Origin of the sequence: Vibrio floridensis, from assembly GCF_021852965.1 — a bacterium.
In the GTDB taxonomy this organism is placed as follows: Bacteria; Pseudomonadota; Gammaproteobacteria; order Enterobacterales; family Vibrionaceae; genus Vibrio; species Vibrio floridensis.
Window position 1 is genome coordinate 793,654 of sequence record NZ_JAKGCY010000001.1, and the last position, 17,523, is coordinate 811,176.

The 17,523-nt window shown below is 47.5% G+C and carries 9 protein-coding genes and 1 tRNA gene; 7 read left to right on the plus strand and 3 right to left on the minus strand.

Annotated elements, in window-relative coordinates; translation table 11 throughout:
- Positions 1-129 precede the first annotated feature (129 nt).
- Entirely contained in the window at positions 130-3,312 is a 3,183-nt protein-coding gene (locus LZU85_RS03300; protein ID WP_237286362.1) for a chitinase C-terminal domain-containing protein, read from the plus strand.
- Positions 3,313-3,399: 87 nt separating this feature from the next.
- On the opposite strand, the gene dcuC is transcribed toward LZU85_RS03300, so the two are convergent.
- The 3 genes from dcuC to LZU85_RS03315 all read right to left on the minus strand — a co-directional run bounded on the left by dcuC (position 3,400) and on the right by LZU85_RS03315 (position 7,944).
- A complete protein-coding gene (dcuC, locus tag LZU85_RS03305; RefSeq protein WP_176299121.1) occupies positions 3,400-4,767 on the minus strand; it encodes an anaerobic C4-dicarboxylate transporter DcuC in 1,368 nt (455 codons plus the stop codon).
- Between the two features lie 448 nt (positions 4,768-5,215).
- Positions 5,216-6,559 (minus strand): TldD/PmbA family protein, encoded by a 1,344-nt coding sequence (locus LZU85_RS03310; protein WP_237286363.1) that lies wholly within the window; start codon positions 6,557-6,559, stop codon positions 5,216-5,218.
- Positions 6,559-7,944 carry a TldD/PmbA family protein gene (locus LZU85_RS03315; protein WP_237286364.1) on the minus strand — a complete coding sequence of 462 codons (1,386 nt, stop codon included), beginning with the start codon at positions 7,942-7,944 and terminating at the stop codon, positions 6,559-6,561. Before LZU85_RS03315 ends, LZU85_RS03310 begins: the two co-directional genes overlap by 1 nt.
- Positions 7,945-8,394: 450 nt before the next feature.
- Between LZU85_RS03315 and LZU85_RS03320 the strand changes: the two genes are divergently transcribed.
- The 6 genes from LZU85_RS03320 to LZU85_RS03345 all read left to right on the plus strand — a co-directional run bounded on the left by LZU85_RS03320 (position 8,395) and on the right by LZU85_RS03345 (position 17,399).
- Positions 8,395-8,468: transfer RNA gene (locus LZU85_RS03320), tRNA-Cys, on the plus strand.
- A gap of 234 nt (positions 8,469-8,702) precedes the next feature.
- Positions 8,703-11,537: a hypothetical protein gene (locus LZU85_RS03325; RefSeq protein WP_237286365.1), complete on the plus strand. Its 2,835-nt coding sequence runs from the start codon at positions 8,703-8,705 to the stop codon at positions 11,535-11,537.
- A gap of 246 nt (positions 11,538-11,783) precedes the next feature.
- Positions 11,784-12,227 carry a lipoprotein gene (locus LZU85_RS03330; RefSeq protein ID WP_237286366.1) on the plus strand — a complete coding sequence of 148 codons (444 nt, stop codon included), beginning with the start codon at positions 11,784-11,786 and terminating at the stop codon, positions 12,225-12,227.
- A 155-nt stretch (positions 12,228-12,382) separates the two neighbouring features.
- Complete coding sequence (locus LZU85_RS03335) at positions 12,383-12,940, plus strand: hypothetical protein (protein ID WP_237286367.1); 558 nt, start codon at positions 12,383-12,385, stop codon at positions 12,938-12,940.
- A 269-nt stretch (positions 12,941-13,209) separates the two neighbouring features.
- The gene (locus tag LZU85_RS03340; protein WP_237286368.1) at positions 13,210-14,343 is read left to right on the plus strand and encodes an exonuclease SbcCD subunit D; all 1,134 of its coding nucleotides are present in this window, start codon (positions 13,210-13,212) and stop codon (positions 14,341-14,343) included.
- Positions 14,344-14,351: 8 nt separating this feature from the next.
- Complete coding sequence (locus LZU85_RS03345) at positions 14,352-17,399, plus strand: AAA family ATPase (RefSeq protein ID WP_237286369.1); 3,048 nt, start codon at positions 14,352-14,354, stop codon at positions 17,397-17,399.
- Positions 17,400-17,523 lie beyond the last annotated feature (124 nt).

Sequence of the window (17,523 nt, forward strand, 5' to 3'; positions counted from 1 at the left end):
TTTATGCCAAGAGATAGGTGTTAAAAATTCAAACTGTACTTAAGTTATTTTACAGCGAGATATAAGTCATCTAGGGAATGTTATTTTGATGATTTAGCGTTGAAACAACAACTTAAGGAAAGATCCTATATGCGTTTAACGAAAGGAAATGCAGCAAAGAATGTGTTTACACTCAGTGCTTTGACTGCTTCATGTCTGATGGCATTCAATAGCTATGCGGCTGTTGATTGTTCACCTCTTCAAGAATGGAACTCTTCTGCCATTTATAACGGCGGAGACAAGGTTCAGTATCAGGGTAGCGCTTATGAAGCCCGTTACTGGACACAAAACAATAACCCAGCAGAATTCTCGGGTGATTGGGCACAATGGAAAGCACTCGGTGCTTGTGACAATGGCCCGGTTGACCCAGTTAACCAAGTTCCCACCACCGCTTTGACCTCACCTGTTGCAACGGATGTTGTGAAAGAAGGTGAGGTCGTTGTTCTTGCAGCAACGGCAGCGGATCAAGATGGCACCGTCGCCAAAGTCGAGTTTTTGGTTGATGGCATTGTGGTTGGTCAAGATACATCGGCACCATTCTCTGCGTCATGGACTGCAACCGCAGGCGCTCATACTTTCAGCTCTGTCGCTTATGACGATAAAGGTGCGGTAAGCCAACCAAGCAACGTGACGTTGACAGTGGAATCCACTCAGCCTGGTAATACGGCACCAACGGTTGATCTTGCACTTTCTGCGACCACGGTTGAGCAGGGCGCTGTGGTTACGTTGACTTCAAATGCAGCAGATAGCGATGGTACTGTTGAGAAAGTCGACTTTTTTGTTGGTGGCGTGCTTGTCGGTACGGCAGCAACCGCTCCTTATACGCTTGACTATACCACCACTCAAGCTGGCTCTTTGTCGGTCTTTGCTCGTGCGACGGATAACCTTGGTGCAACCACGGATTCCTCTGCACAGACGCTGAAAGTCAACGGTGTGGCACCAGTGGCATCGTGTCGCCCTGACGGCCTGTACCAAACAGAAGGCGTTAAGGTGCCTTACTGTACGATTTACGATGAAGAAGGTCGTGAGAAGATGGGGGCAGACCACCCACGTCGAGTGATTGGTTACTTTACCAGCTGGCGTAGCGGTGATGACCCACAAGCGGCTTATCTGGTTAAAGATATTCCGTGGGAGCAGTTAACGCACATTAACTACGCGTTTGTCAGCATTGGCTCTGACGGCAAAGTCAACGTTGGTGACGTGAACGATCCGACTAACGCTGCAACAGGAAAAGAGTGGCCGGGCGTTGAAATCGATCCGACTCTGGGCTTCAAAGGTCACTTTGGTGCACTAGCCACTTACAAAGAAAAATATGGCGTTAAGACGCTGATTTCTATCGGTGGTTGGGCGGAAACGGGCGGTCACTTTGGTGCGGACGGCAAACGTGTTGCAGACGGTGGTTTCTACACCATGACAACCAATGCTGATGGTTCCATCAACCATGCGGGCATTGAGAAATTTGCCACCTCAGCGGTCGAAATGATTCGTAAGTACAAGTTCGACGGTGTGGATATCGATTATGAGTACCCAACGTCAATGGCGGGTGCGGGTAACCCAGATGATAAAGCCTTTATGGAACCTCGTCGTGCTTATCTATGGGCTTCATACCAAGAGTTAATGCGTGTGTTGCGTGAGAAGCTTGACCAAGCGTCTGCACAAGATGGCGTTCACTACATGCTCACCATCGCTGCACCATCATCGGGCTACCTACTGCGTGGTATGGAAACGTTTGATGTGACTAAGTACCTCGATTACGTCAACATCATGTCTTACGACCTACACGGTGCATGGAACGATCATGTTGGCCACAACGCGGCGCTGTACGATACAGGTGAAGACTCAGAATTGGCGCAGTGGAATGTTTACGGCACGGCTCAATATGGTGGCATCGGTTACCTCAATACAGACTGGGCATACCACTACTTCCGTGGCTCAATGCCAGCAGGCCGTATCAACATCGGTGTGCCTTACTATACTCGTGGTTGGCAAGGTGTAACGGGGGGGACCAATGGTCTATGGGGCCGAGCGGCACTACCAAATCAGGCTGAGTGTGCTCCGGGTACGGGTGAAGGTGAGAAAAATAACTGTGGCCATGGTGCGATGGGTATCGACAACATGTGGCACGACACCGATCCAAAAGGCAATGAAATGGGCGCGGGTTCAAACCCAATGTGGCATGCGAAGAACCTAGAAAAAGGCATCTTTGGTTCCTATGCGTCAGCGTACAAACTTGATCCTGTCAACGATCCGCGAGATCAATTGGTTGGTAACTATGTTCGCAACTACGACAGTGTGGCAGTGGCGCCTTGGTTGTGGAACGCAGAAAAAGCGGTATTCCTATCAACGGAAGACAAAGCGTCTGTCAGCGTGAAAGCGGACTACGTCATCGATAAAGAGATCGGCGGTATCATGTTCTGGGAATTGGCGGGTGACTATAACTGTTACGTGCTTGATGCCAATGGCAACCGCACGACCATCGATGAAACCGAGCAGGCATGTGCAACGGGCAACGGTGAGTTCCACATGGGTAACTCGATGACCAAAGCTATCTACGATAAGTTTAAGTCAGCAACCCCATACGGCAACACGGTCGCAACGGGCGCAATTCCTTCAGAGACACTGGACATCGCTGTTTCTGTCGGTGGATTCAAAGTGGGTGATCAAAACTACCCAATCAACCCGAAAGTGACCTTTACCAACAATACCGGTACAGCAATTCCGGGCGGCACTGAGTTCCAGTTCGACATTCCAGTGTCGGCGCCAGATAACGCGAAAGATCAATCTGGTGGTGGCCTGAAAGTGATTGCTTCTGGTCACACACGTGCGAACAACATCGGCGGTCTGGATGGCGTAATGCATCGTGTGGCGTTCTCGCTTCCTGCGTGGAAAGAACTACCAGCAGGCGGAAGTTACGAGTTGGATATGGTTTACTACCTACCAATTTCTGGTCCGGCAAACTACAGCGTGAACATCAACGGTGTAGACTACGCATTCAAGTTTGAACAACCTGATCTGCCCGTTGCTGATTTGTCTGCAGGCAACGGTGGCAACACGGGTGGGGGCGATACTGGCGGCGGTAACACCGGCGGTGGTGACACTGGTGGCAATACAGGTAGCGGTACGGTTATCCAGTGGCAACCTGGCGTAACGCAAGTGAATAATGGCGAAACAGTCACCTTTAACGGCAAGTGTTTTGTGGCGAAAAACAGCCCAGGGGTTTGGGAGTCTCCAACACAAACCAACTGGTTCTGGGATGAAGTAACTTGTCCTTAATCACTCTTTAAAAGTAAAACACCCCAGATTTTCTGGGGTGTTTCTTTTCGTGACTTTAGGTGCTCAGTCGAGGTTTCCGTAAACCGGTTAAGCCGCCATCGGGACAAGCACCATGGTACCAATAATCACGGTAACCAACCCTGCGAGTACGGGTACAGAAGTGCGTTTAACCACTTCAAATGGGCTAATTTTAGCCATGCCAGAAGTGGCAACAATCACGCCCGAAACAGGGGAGATGGTGCGGCCTAGGTTAGACGCTTGCAGCATTGGAATGATTAGGAAGGCTGGATTCAGTCCCATTTTTGCTGCTAACGAAGGGGCAAGCTCAACAAACGCGTAGAATGGTGCGTTACCTGAACCCGTTGCAATGGCCGCAGCTACCGTTAGACCGGTTAGGATCAACATCAGTGCAATACCACCCGCGCCAGCGGTTTCCGCTAGGTGAAGTAAATTGTCAATCGCGCCAATAGACATCAAACCTTGTGCAAACACACCAGCTGCCACCAACAACATAACCACGCCTTTGAACGCATCGGCCATACCTTCGTAGCACGAGTCGAGGTCTTCTAATGATTTCTTGCCATCGAACTTATTCACTGCGTAATGAACAAGCGCGCCAATGAAGATGGAAAGCACCACGATCGTATAAATATCGAGGGTCATTCCGGGAATGGTACGGCCGTTGAAAAGGAACACGCCAATAATTGGCAAAAATGGCAGAACAGCATAAAACGCTGGCGCGTCGGCTTTGATCTCAGAAACGTCGATTTTTTCCATCGGCGTATTGTCTTTCTTGTCTAAGTATTTGTTCCAGAAAAACGCTGCAACAGACATGACAATAATGGCGCAGATAGAAACCGGTAAAACGGTTTGCACCGCAAACACATCCAACGCAAGGCCAGATTTTTCTGCGGCAATCACAACGTCACCTGAGGTTGGAGACAAAATGATCGCAGCTGGCGAGGCACACACCGCTGCTGCAGCAGGGCGAGAGATGCCCATTGCGGTCATCATTGGGAATAGCGTCGCCATCAAGAGCACGCCCAGACCCGTTGCAGAGCTCACAGCCAGTGACATTAAACAGGCAACAATGTAAGCCGCCACCAACAATACGTAAGGTGACTTGATGACAGAAAGAGGTTTAGAAAACTGTTTCACCACGACATTGTTTGCGCCGATATGCGTCATATAAGCGGCGAAGCCACAAAGCAACATGATCTGCATGCCCAAGCCGCCGCCACGGTTTTGAAGCATAAATTTTACGTATTCTAATGAGTCGGTCACCATGTTACCCGTTGAGGTAATTTTGGCGGGTAGAACCGTGTGGCCCAGTATACCAGTAAGAATCAGTAGCAGAATACCTGCCGTCAGTAGCACACCCGCCGCTTTGTAACCCTTGACGATGAAGTAACCGACTGCAATGGTCACTACCAGTCCAATTAAGAGCTCTAGCATAGAAATCTCCATGAAATATTAAAAAATGAGGAAGAACTGTTTCAATATGTGTCAATGAATGTACAGAAAAGCATTCTGTAGCACGAGGGCTAGTTGAACTTTGAATGATCTAAAGCAAGTTTTGTATCAAGAAAGTCATCCAGTTGAATGTTGTGTATGTGGTGCGTTTGCATAGTGTTATGTTCTGGTATCCAGTCTGTATACAGAAATGTATGTAGCTCAGTAGTGTGTCATGATAAGGAGTAAGAAAGGGTAATGTTTGAACAAGTTCTCTTCAAAGGCGAAAAACGCTATGAGAGGGCGAAAAGGATGTTCAGCTGAGGTTGCTAAGGAAGACAAGGAGAAAACACAAATAGAAAAGACAAACAGTGTGTGAAGAGATGTTTCTATTGTTATTAGCGGAGCGTACAACGAAGGGAGATCCCACTCCGTTGTACGCCGGATATTACTAATTACCGCCAATGCTCAAGCGAGCAAAACGGATTTTTGGTGCATAGAACGAGCGAGAATCATTGATTTCAAGCAATGAGCCTACCGCGTCTATCTCTTTCAGCATTTGGTAGAAGTTTCCTGCAACAGTGATGCCTCGAACTGGCTGAACACGTTTACCATCGCGACATAGGAAGCCACTTGCACCAAAAGAGAAGTCGCCGCTGATGAAGTCAGCACCAGAATGCGCGCCTTGCAGCTCGACCAACTCTAAGTATTCACCAGCCGTTACTTCTGTAAAACTGCTGGTACCAGCCTCGATCACTTTATGATGCGTGGAGACTTCAAGTCCTTCTTTTGGCCCCCGTGATGCGTGCCCTGTGTTTTCCACCCCAAAGTACGATGCAGTTTGACTGTTGTGCAGCAATGAGTTGAGCTCACCTTCGCCAATCAGTACTAAATCGCGAGCAGCGTAGCCTTCGCTATCGAAACTATGAATTCGGAATCCTCCTTCAACATAAGCTTTGCTCGAGAATGACAGGAGTGGGCTGGCAATCTGGCTGGCGATTTTATCGCGGAGCGGGCTTAGTCCTTTCATCGCCGACACCGCTGAGAAACAGGCAGAGAAAGCGCCAAACAGTTCGCTAAGTGCGTCGATATCAAAAACTACTGCGTAACTTCCCGTTTTAACAGGTGTTCCATCAAGCAGATCACGAGCGAGTTCATAGCCTGCATCAATACAGTATTCTGGTTCGAGGTCGATGTATCGACGACCAACACTGGATGCCCCCGCCATGGATTGCTTTCCGTCTTTTTCAAACAGTGTGTAAGCGTAGGCAGAGTGGTAACGTTCAGTTTGCTGACAAAGCGTTCCTTTGGTGTTGGCAATGATGATTTGGCTGGTGACATCACTATAGCCATTGTAAGGGGAGCTGCTGGCGTGCGGGCGGCTGACCACGCCTTGTTCCAAACGCAAGCTCAGGGCGATTTTGTCATCTACCGTTGCGTCACATTCTTGATCCAGTTCAGCATAGCCGCTGGTGATGTTGCTATCCACGGTGCTGATCTTCTGGTGCTGATCAATTTTGGCGTATTTGGTGCTTTCTAATGCGTTGCTAAGCATTAAATCCAAGCTTTCGGGCGTCAGTGATTCGGAATAGCTGGTTGCGACGCGGTCATCTTTGACTACGCGAATACCGATCACTAGAGCGGTACTCACCTTATATTCATCGAGTTGGCCTTTGTTCGCTTTCAACGAAAAATTGTCGCTCATCTGTGCAATAACATCGGCCTCCGCACCGCGCTTTTTCGCTTCACTGAGTAGGTGGTCTATTGCATTGAGTAATGGTTGCTTTTGAGACATTAGTTTCCACCTCCAACGAGAATTTTATCCACTTTCAACGACGGTTGTCCGACGGTTGTTGGTACTGAGCCACTGACAGAACCACACATGCCTGGAGCCAGTGCCATGTCTTTACCTACCATGCTGATTTCTTTCAGCACTTTAGGCCCCGTGCTGATCAAAGTTGCCGTTTTGAGTGGTTTGGTGATTTTTCCGTTTTCGATGAGGTAGGCTTCGCGTACGGCGAAGTTGAACTCGCCCGTACCGGGCTGAACCGAACCACCACCGAGTTTCTTGGCGTAAATGCCTTTCTCGATGCTTGAAATCATCTCATCGAGCGAGCTATCACCTTCTTCAATAAAGGTGTTTCTCATGCGTGAAGTCGGTGCAAACTTGTAGTTTTGGCGGCGGCCTGAACCCGTTGGCGCGTAACCGGTTTTTAGGCCACCCATTTTGTCGACCATGAAGCTGGTCAGCTTGCCATCTTTAATAAGCTGAGTACGCTGAGTCTCCATGCCTTCATCGTCAATATGAATCGAGCCCCACTCGTTGGTTATGGTGCCATCGTCGACGGCGCTCACGGCAGAATGTGCGATCATTTCGCCCATTTTGTCATGAAAAACAGACGCTTTTTTGGCAACAGAGGTGGTTTCTAGCAAGTGCCCACAAGCTTCATGGAAGATCACACCACCGAAGCCATTGCCGATTACCACTGGCATTTCACCAGAAGGGCAAGCATCGGCATTGAGTTTAACCAGTGCTTGCGCTGCTACCTCTTTGCCAAGAGTGATTGCATCTAATTGTTGGCTAAACTCCCAACCAGAAAGCGCACCTGGGCCTTCCATGCCAGTGGATTGTTCGCTGCCGTCTTGTGCGACTGCGCTCGCGGCAATGCGGGTGTAGTGGCGTGTGTCGCCAACATGTAGGCCTTCAGAGTTAAAGATTTCAATTTGTTGTTCACGTTGCAGAACGCTACCGATAAATTGTGAAATTTTATCGCTCTCAGCGCGTGCGGCTAAATCGACTTGGCGCAGAAAGGCGATTTTTGAATCCAAGTAAGGATCTTGGCTCAATGGTTGCTGACAACCATGTTGCTGCGGGTAGCGTATTAGGTTGAGAGAGCCAGCGTGCACGATTTGATCGCGTTTGTCTTTGGCGGCGAGGAGAGCAGTCACACGCTTTAGCTCGTTTTCATCGGTGCTGTTGGTGAAACCATAAAGCACCTTGTGACCAAAAAACAGGCGGATACCAATACCAAAATCGATGCCAGAATTGATTTTGTCCACTTCCTGCGAGTTGAATTGAATGCTATTGGTTTGGTGATGTTCAACAAACAGTTCAGCGAAGTCTGCCCCTAGAAACAGTGCATGGTCAATAACCGCTTTAGCGGTAATGGGATTAAGCATGAAATCTCCTTGCTATATTCTCCGGAATCTCATTCTCCAGAGTCATTAATGGGTTGGCGTTAACCTAGCCAAAATATCGATGGATATTAGCATCTTCTTAAAATGTTTTTGTTCTAAAGCACGCCATTGCCACAGGTTCAAAATTGGATTTTATACCAAGTGCTTGATCAAAATTAGAGAAAAATTCGATTAAATGGTGATGCTATAAAATATAGGTTTGCGGAACGTTATTCTTTAAGTGTTAATGGATTGATAGGTGATTAAACAAAGAGCGTCTACTCATTTCGGGCCAGAAAGAATGATGGTGAAATTGTTCAAATTGGCTAACATAACAGCAAATTGTGCTGATAATGCTCGAACGGTTGGGCAATGTTCAATTAAAGGTTGACCTGCTGAGAGAATACGTTAAAGTGCACCCCGTTCCCGAGACGAGCACGGGCAACACAGTAAGGCGCGTTGGCAGAGGGGCTATGCAGCGGATTGCAAATCCGTGGACCTCGGTTCGACTCCGGGACGCGCCTCCATTATTTAGAAAAGCCGACACTGAGTGTCGGCTTTTTGCATTTAAGCACTTTTCATCTTTTTCCTTTTTCCATTGATTCGTGAGAGTTTGCTCTACTCTTAGGGGTTCGCACGTTGTCATCTTTTTGATTGCTCTATACATTCCCATACAAATAGGGACATGAATAATCAATAAAACAGTGTACATTAACTTGGTTCTATTCATTTTATCTATGTGCACTGATGGAAAATTATCTATGAAATATACGCCGCTCGCACTTTCACTTGCCGCGCTATTCGCTTTGGGGGCAGGGACTCCTTCTCAAGCCTACGCGCAATCTGTCGCTTGGGATCAAGCAAACGAGACATGGTTAACTCAATCGACGGATCACTTTGTTATCCACTTTAGAAATGGCCATGAAAAGCAAGCCGCAAGAGCGCTTGATTTGGCTGAACAATCCCATAAAGAACTGGTGCCATACTTTGGTTACGAGCCGAAAGAAAAAACAGAATTGGTGTTGGTGGACGAGGTGGACTATTCAAACGGTTGGGCGACGGTGGTGCCTTATCCACAAATTCGTTTGATTATGAGTCCACCAGATGAAGCAAATGGCTTGGAAAATAACGACGAGTGGATGCATCTCCTCATTAAGCATGAGTACGCGCATATCATGCACATGGAAATGGGTGGCGGCGCGGTCAACGTTTTTCGTAAAATATTTGGTCGCAACCCATTTCTTTATCCTCACCTCATGACGCCTTCTTTTATGCTCGAAGGGCTTGCGGTTTATCTGGAAACCAATGAACAAGCTGGCTATGGGCGCTTGCAAGGCTCTGGTTATGACATGGAAATGAGAATGGAAGTCGCCTCTGGTAACGTGAAAGATCTCAACCAAGTTGCCGTGGCGGCAAGAGAATGGCCGCTAGGCTACAACTATTTGTACGGTGCCTATTTCGTGCAATACCTAGCCGATCGCTATGGTGATGCTAAGGTGCAAGAATTTTTGCAGGGTTACAGCCGCAAGCTTATTCCGTTCTTTTTGCTCAACAGCACGGCGAGAACAACGTTTGGGAAGGATTTTGAACAGCTTTGGTCTGATTTCCAAGCTCATATCTATGAGAAATACCAAGGCGATCTTGCCACCATGATGGAACAAGCCGTCATTGGTGAGGGGAAATATACCGCCCCATTTATGCAAGTGTTTACCGCAACGGACAATGGTGTTTTGGTTAACGTCGACAATGGTGAGGATGCGAGTGAATTGATGCTGTTGGGCGATGGCAGTGATGAGCGCGCGGGAGCCTCACTGACTAAAACGAAAAACATCAACTCGCTCGATTTCCATCCTCAAAGTGGGGTGCTGGCGACGCGTTCTATCGCTTATGCCGATGGCCGAGTGCTGAGCGATGTTTATCTTTATCAAGATGATCGTTGGCAAGCGTTGACAGAGAAGCAGCGTTTTCGCAGCGCTAAATGGCTCCCTGATGGCCAGCGCTACTTAGCCACACGTAAGGTGAATGGTCTCAGTGAACTTTGGTTAATGGATGCGCAACAACCAGAAAGCGGTCAGCAAATTTGGCAAGGCACGATGGGTGACGTGTTAGGTGGATTTGCCGTGTCTCATGATGGTCGTTTTATCGTAGCAAGTGTCAAACGATCGAGTGAAGGTTGGAACCTTGAAAAATTTGACTTAGCCGTGTTGCAATGGACCCCGCTAACGCAATCTCGTGCCGTCGAAAATTCACCGGCATTTACCCCAGATGGTGAAGTGCTGTTTAGCGCCGATTACGACGGTGTGTTTAACATCTACTCGCTCGACATAGTGTCTGGCGAAATAAAGCAGTTGACCCGTGAAGTGGGTGGCGCGTTTACACCACAAACCCGCCGTGATTCAGGTTTTGTTTATCAATCGTATGATGCCAACGGCTATACCTTGAAAGAAAAATCGGACAGGGTACCGGTGACCACTTTCACGGTTGCCGACAAAGATGGCCAGTATCATTATGTCGATCCCGTTGAGCAGGTAGCGGAAAAAAGTGAGATCAGTGACTACTCTCCTTGGTCCAGCTTGCGCCCAAGAACGTGGTTGCCGATTGCAGCTCAAGATGAAAATCAAAAATTAGCCGGTTTCATCATTAACGGTGCCGATGCATTAAGTCGTCATCAATATCAATTGGGTTTGTCATGGGATTTTGAAAACGATCTTGCACAGTTCAATTTGGGGTATTTGTATGATTCGCGTTGGCTCGTTCAAGCATCGCGTACACACGATTTCACCACGTTTAAGCAAGGTACAGCAGAGAGCTATCGAATAGAACAAAGTGACAGTGCGTTGATCCAACGTAATCACATCTTTACGGCTTTTGAAGACCAACTCAGTGTTGCTGCGGGCGTTTACTGGGATAAAGACTCAGAAGCGAAAGCGCCATCTTTTGGTGCGATCACGCCGTATCGAGAGCAAGAAGAAAGCTTGGTGGGGCTGGCCGTCACTTTTGATAATCGCGAAAGCTATCTTAATGTGCCTGGAGTAGGTTGGGGGCATTACCTCGATGCGGTTGTGGAAACTAACGACTGGCTAAGCAGCGACTACCAAGGGGAGAAGTTTCAGGCGCAGTGGCAAATGACATTCGATTTGCCTGGAAGAAGCACATTATCACTTCGACTTGCGGGTGGCTATGCGGATGAAAAAGCCAAGCCTTTCCGTTTAGGCGGCTCTGATCAAAGTGACGAACATGCACTGTTTGGCCGTGAGTCACAGTCTCTAAGGGGATATGATGAAAATGTGCAAAGAGGCGATCGTTATTTCACACAGCGATTGACGGCAACCACGTGGTTAGCACGCGTAGAGCGCAACTGGGGGCTTTACCCAATTGGTTTGGGTGATATTTCAGCTTCGGTGTTCGCCGACTCAGGGACGGCTTGGAGTGAAAAAACGAGTAGAAATCAGCTGAGTGGCGCGGGTTTGTCAGTCACGGTTGAAACGCGTCTGGGGTACAATCTCGTGCTGCCAATCACCTTAGGCTATGCCCATGGCTTTGATTCGGAACTGGGTAAAGATCAGTTCTTCTTCTCGGTGGCGGGGAGAATGTAACCGAATAGGGACACTGGCGCCTTTAGAGCTAAAATTTGCAGCTAGGCGAAAAAATCATGAAGACACTCGCTTTTTTTACGCTTAACTTTTGAAAAGGCAATGCAAGTGGTTACTCTATTTGTCAGATAACTCTCTGTTATTGTGCCAATAAATTTCTGTTTTGATACTTTAACCACACCTTGATATGGCCGCGAATCCATGGGCGTGTTCGGTGTGGTTACGTACCAATGATGTTAAGGAAAACAAGTGAAAAAGATAATTAGTCTGATGGCCGTCCTTCTCTCCGTGTTCCTATTAAACGGCTGTGTAGGTACCGTTCGTACCTACGAAGGTGAGAAAAAAACCAACGAAGAAATAGCTGTTATCCAAGGGAAAACCTATGAGTTAGGCGGCGCCAGTTACCATGTGTATTTTGCCAGTTATGCGGACTTATCTGTTGAAGAAAGAAAGTTTAAAGATGTAGGCGATGCAGTGGTTGGTTATCCCCAAGAAATTCATATGTTACCAGGAGAATACCTCATACTGACACGTTGCCATGTGGGTTCTTCCTACGCGTTTCCAGCGGTGAAAGCGCGCGTCAAAGCAGGTGAAGTCTATGAGGTGCAGTGCGGTCCAGTTCGGGACAAATTAAATACGGTTGGTGCGGTCATTAAGTCGGCGGAGCCAAAGGTTGTAGCCCAAGAGCAATAAGCGTTTCTATCGCTTCTTTTGGTCAGATAAAGCACTCTGTTCGAGTGCTTTATCCTTGTTATCACTGCATGCTGCATATGACTTTGTCTTTCTGAATACTGTGTCATGAACATCGGAAAAGAATAAATCATCATCCTAAATATTACGTTAAAGCTGTGAATCACCATCTTCTGTATAATCTTGACCTTATTCCATTCTTGGAACAAATCAGCAAACTCGAACTCAGATTTAATGCCGGTGAGCCAAGCTATGCGCGATGTGAACAAGAAAAATTGCTGAGCATCGAAAATGTAACCAGTATAGGTGTCATTGAAAATGGCGCACTGCGCTCTTTTCTTCAGGTTGCATTGGTCACAGAAAAACAATTTGGGCTTTTATGCAATGGCAATATTAGCGAATACGAGCTCTTAACTAGAAATAGTGAGGAGAGAACTCATGTTCTCTATTTTGCTACTGTGTATTGTGGTAACCATCTTGACGGATCTCGTTTAATCGATGCGTTATTAAACACCATTGACGCGAGTAAAATGGCCGATATTAACTACTCGTTCGCTATCATTAATATGCTTCGATCCACCAGACACTTGCAGAGGTTTGGCTTTAAGAGGATTGAAAAAACGTATCAAAACCACAGTTTCATTTACGTGATTGCAGGCAACCAATGGTTAAACAACTACAGAAACTCTCTAACCGTTCAAAGATGCCTAGCTTGAATATGACCATTAACCCCAACTTTTACGATTGAGGCCGTTTGCTTTGTGATGAAGAGCCCCAGTTATCACGAGCATGACCACCAAAACGCCGCTGAAATTACCCAGAAAACCAGTGCCAGATAACGTGAGTTCGTCAAAAGGAACTCATTGAATGTGATGGGTTTTGCTGCTTATTTGCGCCTTGAGCAGCCATAGAATCTGCACGGTTTTGTGCTATGATGGCCAACAATATTTCACACTCTTCTCTCATTTGTTGGCAGTGACAATTCATGAAGTTCATCCATACCTCAGATTGGCATCTCGGACGCCAGTTTCACAACGTTTCACTCCTTGATGATCAACGCGTCGTGCTCGACCAGTTAGTTAATTATATTCGAAAGCATCCCGTTGATGCCGTTGTCGTTGCTGGCGATATTTTTGATCGCTCGGTGCCTCCTACTGCGGCCATCGAACTGCTCGGCAAAACGATTGATGAAATTTGTGGTGAGCTTGATACACCGATGATCCTGATTCCAGGCAATCATGATGGTGCTGCGCGTTTGGGCTTTGGTGCTTCGCAAATGAAACCCTCAGGGCTGCATATCATTAGCCAGTTTTCACAAATGATCGAACCGGTTGTGCTTAAAAGTGAGAGGGCGGGCGAGGTGGCATTTTATGGCATGCCTTACAGCGATCCTGAACAAGTGCGCGACGCATTTGGTGTGCCGGTGAGCAATTATGATGAGGCGCATCGCGTCTTGGTTGATGAAATTCGCCAGCATTTTGATCCCAAACAGCGTCAAGTGCTATTGAGCCACTGTTTTGTCGACGGGGCGCAGAGCAGTGAGTCGGAGCGTCCACTTTCCATCGGTGGATCTGACCGCGTTAGCTATGAGCATTTTTCCATTTTTGACTACGTCGCCTTAGGGCACCTGCACCAACCACAAAAGCGAGTGGAAGAACACATTCGTTATAGTGGTTCATTGATGAAATACAGTTTTTCTGAGCAGTTTCAGAAAAAAGGATTCACGTTAGTGGAGTTGGATGAAAACGGTTTTGCCTGCGCAGAGCACATTGCGCTCGATGCCCCTCATGGCATGCGGGTGATTGAGGGCGAAATGAACGATATTCTCGAACAAGGTAAGCAAGATCCCAATTATCAAGACTATTTGCTTGTTCGCTTGCACGACAAACATGCCATTTTAAATCCGATGGAAAAGTTACGAGCGGTCTATCCCAATGTTCTTCATTTAGAAAAACCAGGGATGTTAATGAACGTAGAGCAAGGGTTATCGCAAGCTAAATTGGCTCGTAGTGAAGTTGACATGTTTCGTGATTTCTTTGCACAAGCGCAGGACAACCCACTGAGCGAAACGCAAGATGCCGCGATTTGCCAACTCATTCAACAATTGACCAAGTCTTAGGAATCGCGATGAAACCACTCAAACTTACCATGCAGGCGTTTGGTCCATTTGCTGAACGTGAAGTTATTGATTTTTCCCAACTGGGTGACAACCCACTGTTTTTAATCAATGGGCCCACAGGTTCGGGAAAAACCTCTATCTTGGATGCGATCTGTTTTGCCCTTTATGGCGAAACCACAGGCAATGAGCGCCAAGGTATGCAGATGCGTTCAGATTTGGCCTCTATCCATCTAGCCACGGAAGTGACGTTAGAGTTTCTGCTACATGGAAAACGCTATAAGGTGATTCGCCTACCTGAGCAAGAGGCGGCAAAAGCGCGTGGTGAAGGCACCACCACCAAAAAACACACTGCCGCGCTTTATCTTTGCCAAGATGACGAAGAGCTGATCACCAGCAAGACGGCTGAAGTAAAAACGCGTGTGACGGAATTGATTGGCTTGAACGAAACGCAGTTTCGTCAAGTTATGGTGTTGCCACAGGGAAAATTCCGCGATTTGCTGCTGGCGAGTTCCAAAGATCGTGAAGAGATTTTTGGTCAACTGTTCCAAACCGAAATTTACAAACGTATTGAATGGGCGCTAAAAGACAAAGCCAATGCGATTAGTAAAGCCAAAGAAGAGTTTGATAATCAAATTCGTGGGGCGCTAGAGGTGGCGGATGTCAGTGATGAGCAGGCGCTCAAAGAGGCGCTTGTAGACAAAAAAACGCAACTGATACAGTGGCAAGAGACAGAGAAACACGCTCTCGAGCGTTACAACTCGGCCAAGCAATCCCTTTCCACGGCTAAGGCTCTGGTCGAGGATTTTAACAAACTGGCTTTGGCCAAAACGAATTTAGATGCCCATTTGGCGAAAAATGATCAGATGCATCAGTTGGCGCAAAAGCTGGAACAAGCACGACAAGCTCAGCAGCTTGACGCACCGTATCGCCAGTGGAAAAACGCACTCAATGATGTTCATGCTCAGCAAGGCAAAATTGACGAGCTTAACGCATCATTAAACACACTGTTGTTGCAGAGTAATGAGCTGGAACAACAGTGTTTGCAGGCGCAGAAAAATGCCGAACAAATTCCTCAGCTACAACAGCGAACGTATGAATTAGAGACGGTTAAAAGCAAGCTGGTGGAAAAAGCCCAGTTTGAACAAGAGATCATTCGTCTTGAAGAAGACGTGCAGAAATTTGCTCATCAATTAAAACGCGTGCAAGAACATAAAGTCGTGATGCAGCAGGAGCTGACGTCTGCCAGTGATGCGTTCGAAAAGGCAAAGCAGCAAGCGGCAGAGATACCGCGACTTGAAGCGCGAGAGAGCGAGCTAAAGCGTCAGATCAGTGACTATGAGCAATACCAGAACCTTAATCAAGTCCTTCAGAATTTGCTCACGCAAACTGAACAAAAAGAGCAGTTACACCAGCAAGCCAAGCAGCATTGGCTCAACGCTCAACAGTCTGCGGATAGCATGGAACTGAGTTGGCATAATGGCCAAGCTGCTATTTTGGCTCAGCGCCTTCATCAAGGGGAAGCTTGCCCAGTTTGTGGTAGCCTCGAACACCCGCAAAAAGCGCAGTTTGTCGGTGAGCCTGTGCATAAACAGCAAGTAGAACAGGCCCGTGAGCAGGAAAAAACCGCGCTCGCACAGCTCAATCAACATCACCAAGAGCTGGAGCTGCACCTTGCACAAGTTAAGCAACAGCAGAAAGCGATTGAGGAAAAAGCAACACAACTCGGTGAGCTGCTTAAGAGCCCGTTAGAAACCTTACAGGCGCAAGCACTTGAAATCCGTCACACGCTCAAACTGCTGCAAGAGTTAGATCTTACTCAGCAAGAAAGTCATGTTAAGCAATTGACCGAGCGCTGTGCGAAAGGCGAGGAGATGGATAAAGAACTCGCTCAGCAACATATTTCTAGCAGCGCAACGTTGAAAGAAAAAACGCAACAGTTGGCGAAGTTCAGCCAACAAATTGCCGCGCAATTTAGCCATGTTGCCCAAGTTGAGCTGGAAATCGCGCAGATAAAGCAACAAACGACGGCTTTACAAACGGCAAAAGAGACGAGCCAAAAGCGTTTTGATGAGATTCAACAAACGCTTGCCGCGCGTCAAAGTGAAGTTAAGGCACACAGTGAGATGTTGCTGAAGATTCAGCAGCGCAGTGAACAAAACCAAGCTGCATGGTTGGAGTCGTTGTCTGCATCGTCATTTGACGATGAACCGCACTATTTGGCGTTGCGTGTCGAGCCAGAACAGATCGAACAATGGAAACGTGAGATTGAGCAACATCAACAGCAGGCGACACGTTTAGAGCAGAGTTATCACGACCTTAAAGAGCGTTTGAAAGATCAGCAAGTGCCCGAGCTTGAACAATTAGAGCTGTTGGTGACAACGACGGAACAGCAGTATCAACGGAACAAAAATGAGTTGGATGCGGTGCGTTCACTGGTGGCGAAGCTTGAGACCGTGCAAGCGAAGATCGCTGAACTGCACACGCATAATCATCGCCTTGAAGAAGAGTACAAGGTCTTTGGTACACTCTACGATGTGGCAAGTGGCAAAACAGGCAGTCGCATTAGTTTGCACCGTTTTGTGTTAGGGGTGTTGCTGGATGATGTACTGATTCAAGCTTCGCATCGTTTGGCGTTAATGAGTAAAGGCCGCTACCAGTTAACGCGAAAAACCGAAGGCTTTAAGGGCACGGCGGGTCGTGGGCTCGATCTGATTGTGGAAGACAGCTACACCGGAAAATCGCGTGATGTCGCCACACTCTCTGGTGGTGAATCCTTTATGGCGGCACTTTCCCTAGCTCTTGGCTTATCGGATGTTGTCCAGTCATACAGCGGTGGTATTCGTTTAGAGACTTTGTTTATTGATGAAGGCTTTGGCAGCTTGGATCCTGAATCGCTTGATCTTGCGATTCAAACCTTGGTGGAGTTGCAGCAAACAGGTCGAATGATCGGGGTGATTTCCCATGTGTCAGAGTTGAAAGAACAAATGCAACAGCGGATTGACGTGATACCGTCGCGAGTGGGCTCGACAGTTCATCTTCGCGGGGGAGCGTTCTAGTCAATCTCGGCTGCTAATCGCGACTTTTTGATATTGCGTTTTGATTATCGGCAAGCACTATCACCGAAGGCGCAGCATGAAAAATGAGTCTCTCTGCAAAAAAATGATGAATATATTGTTATCT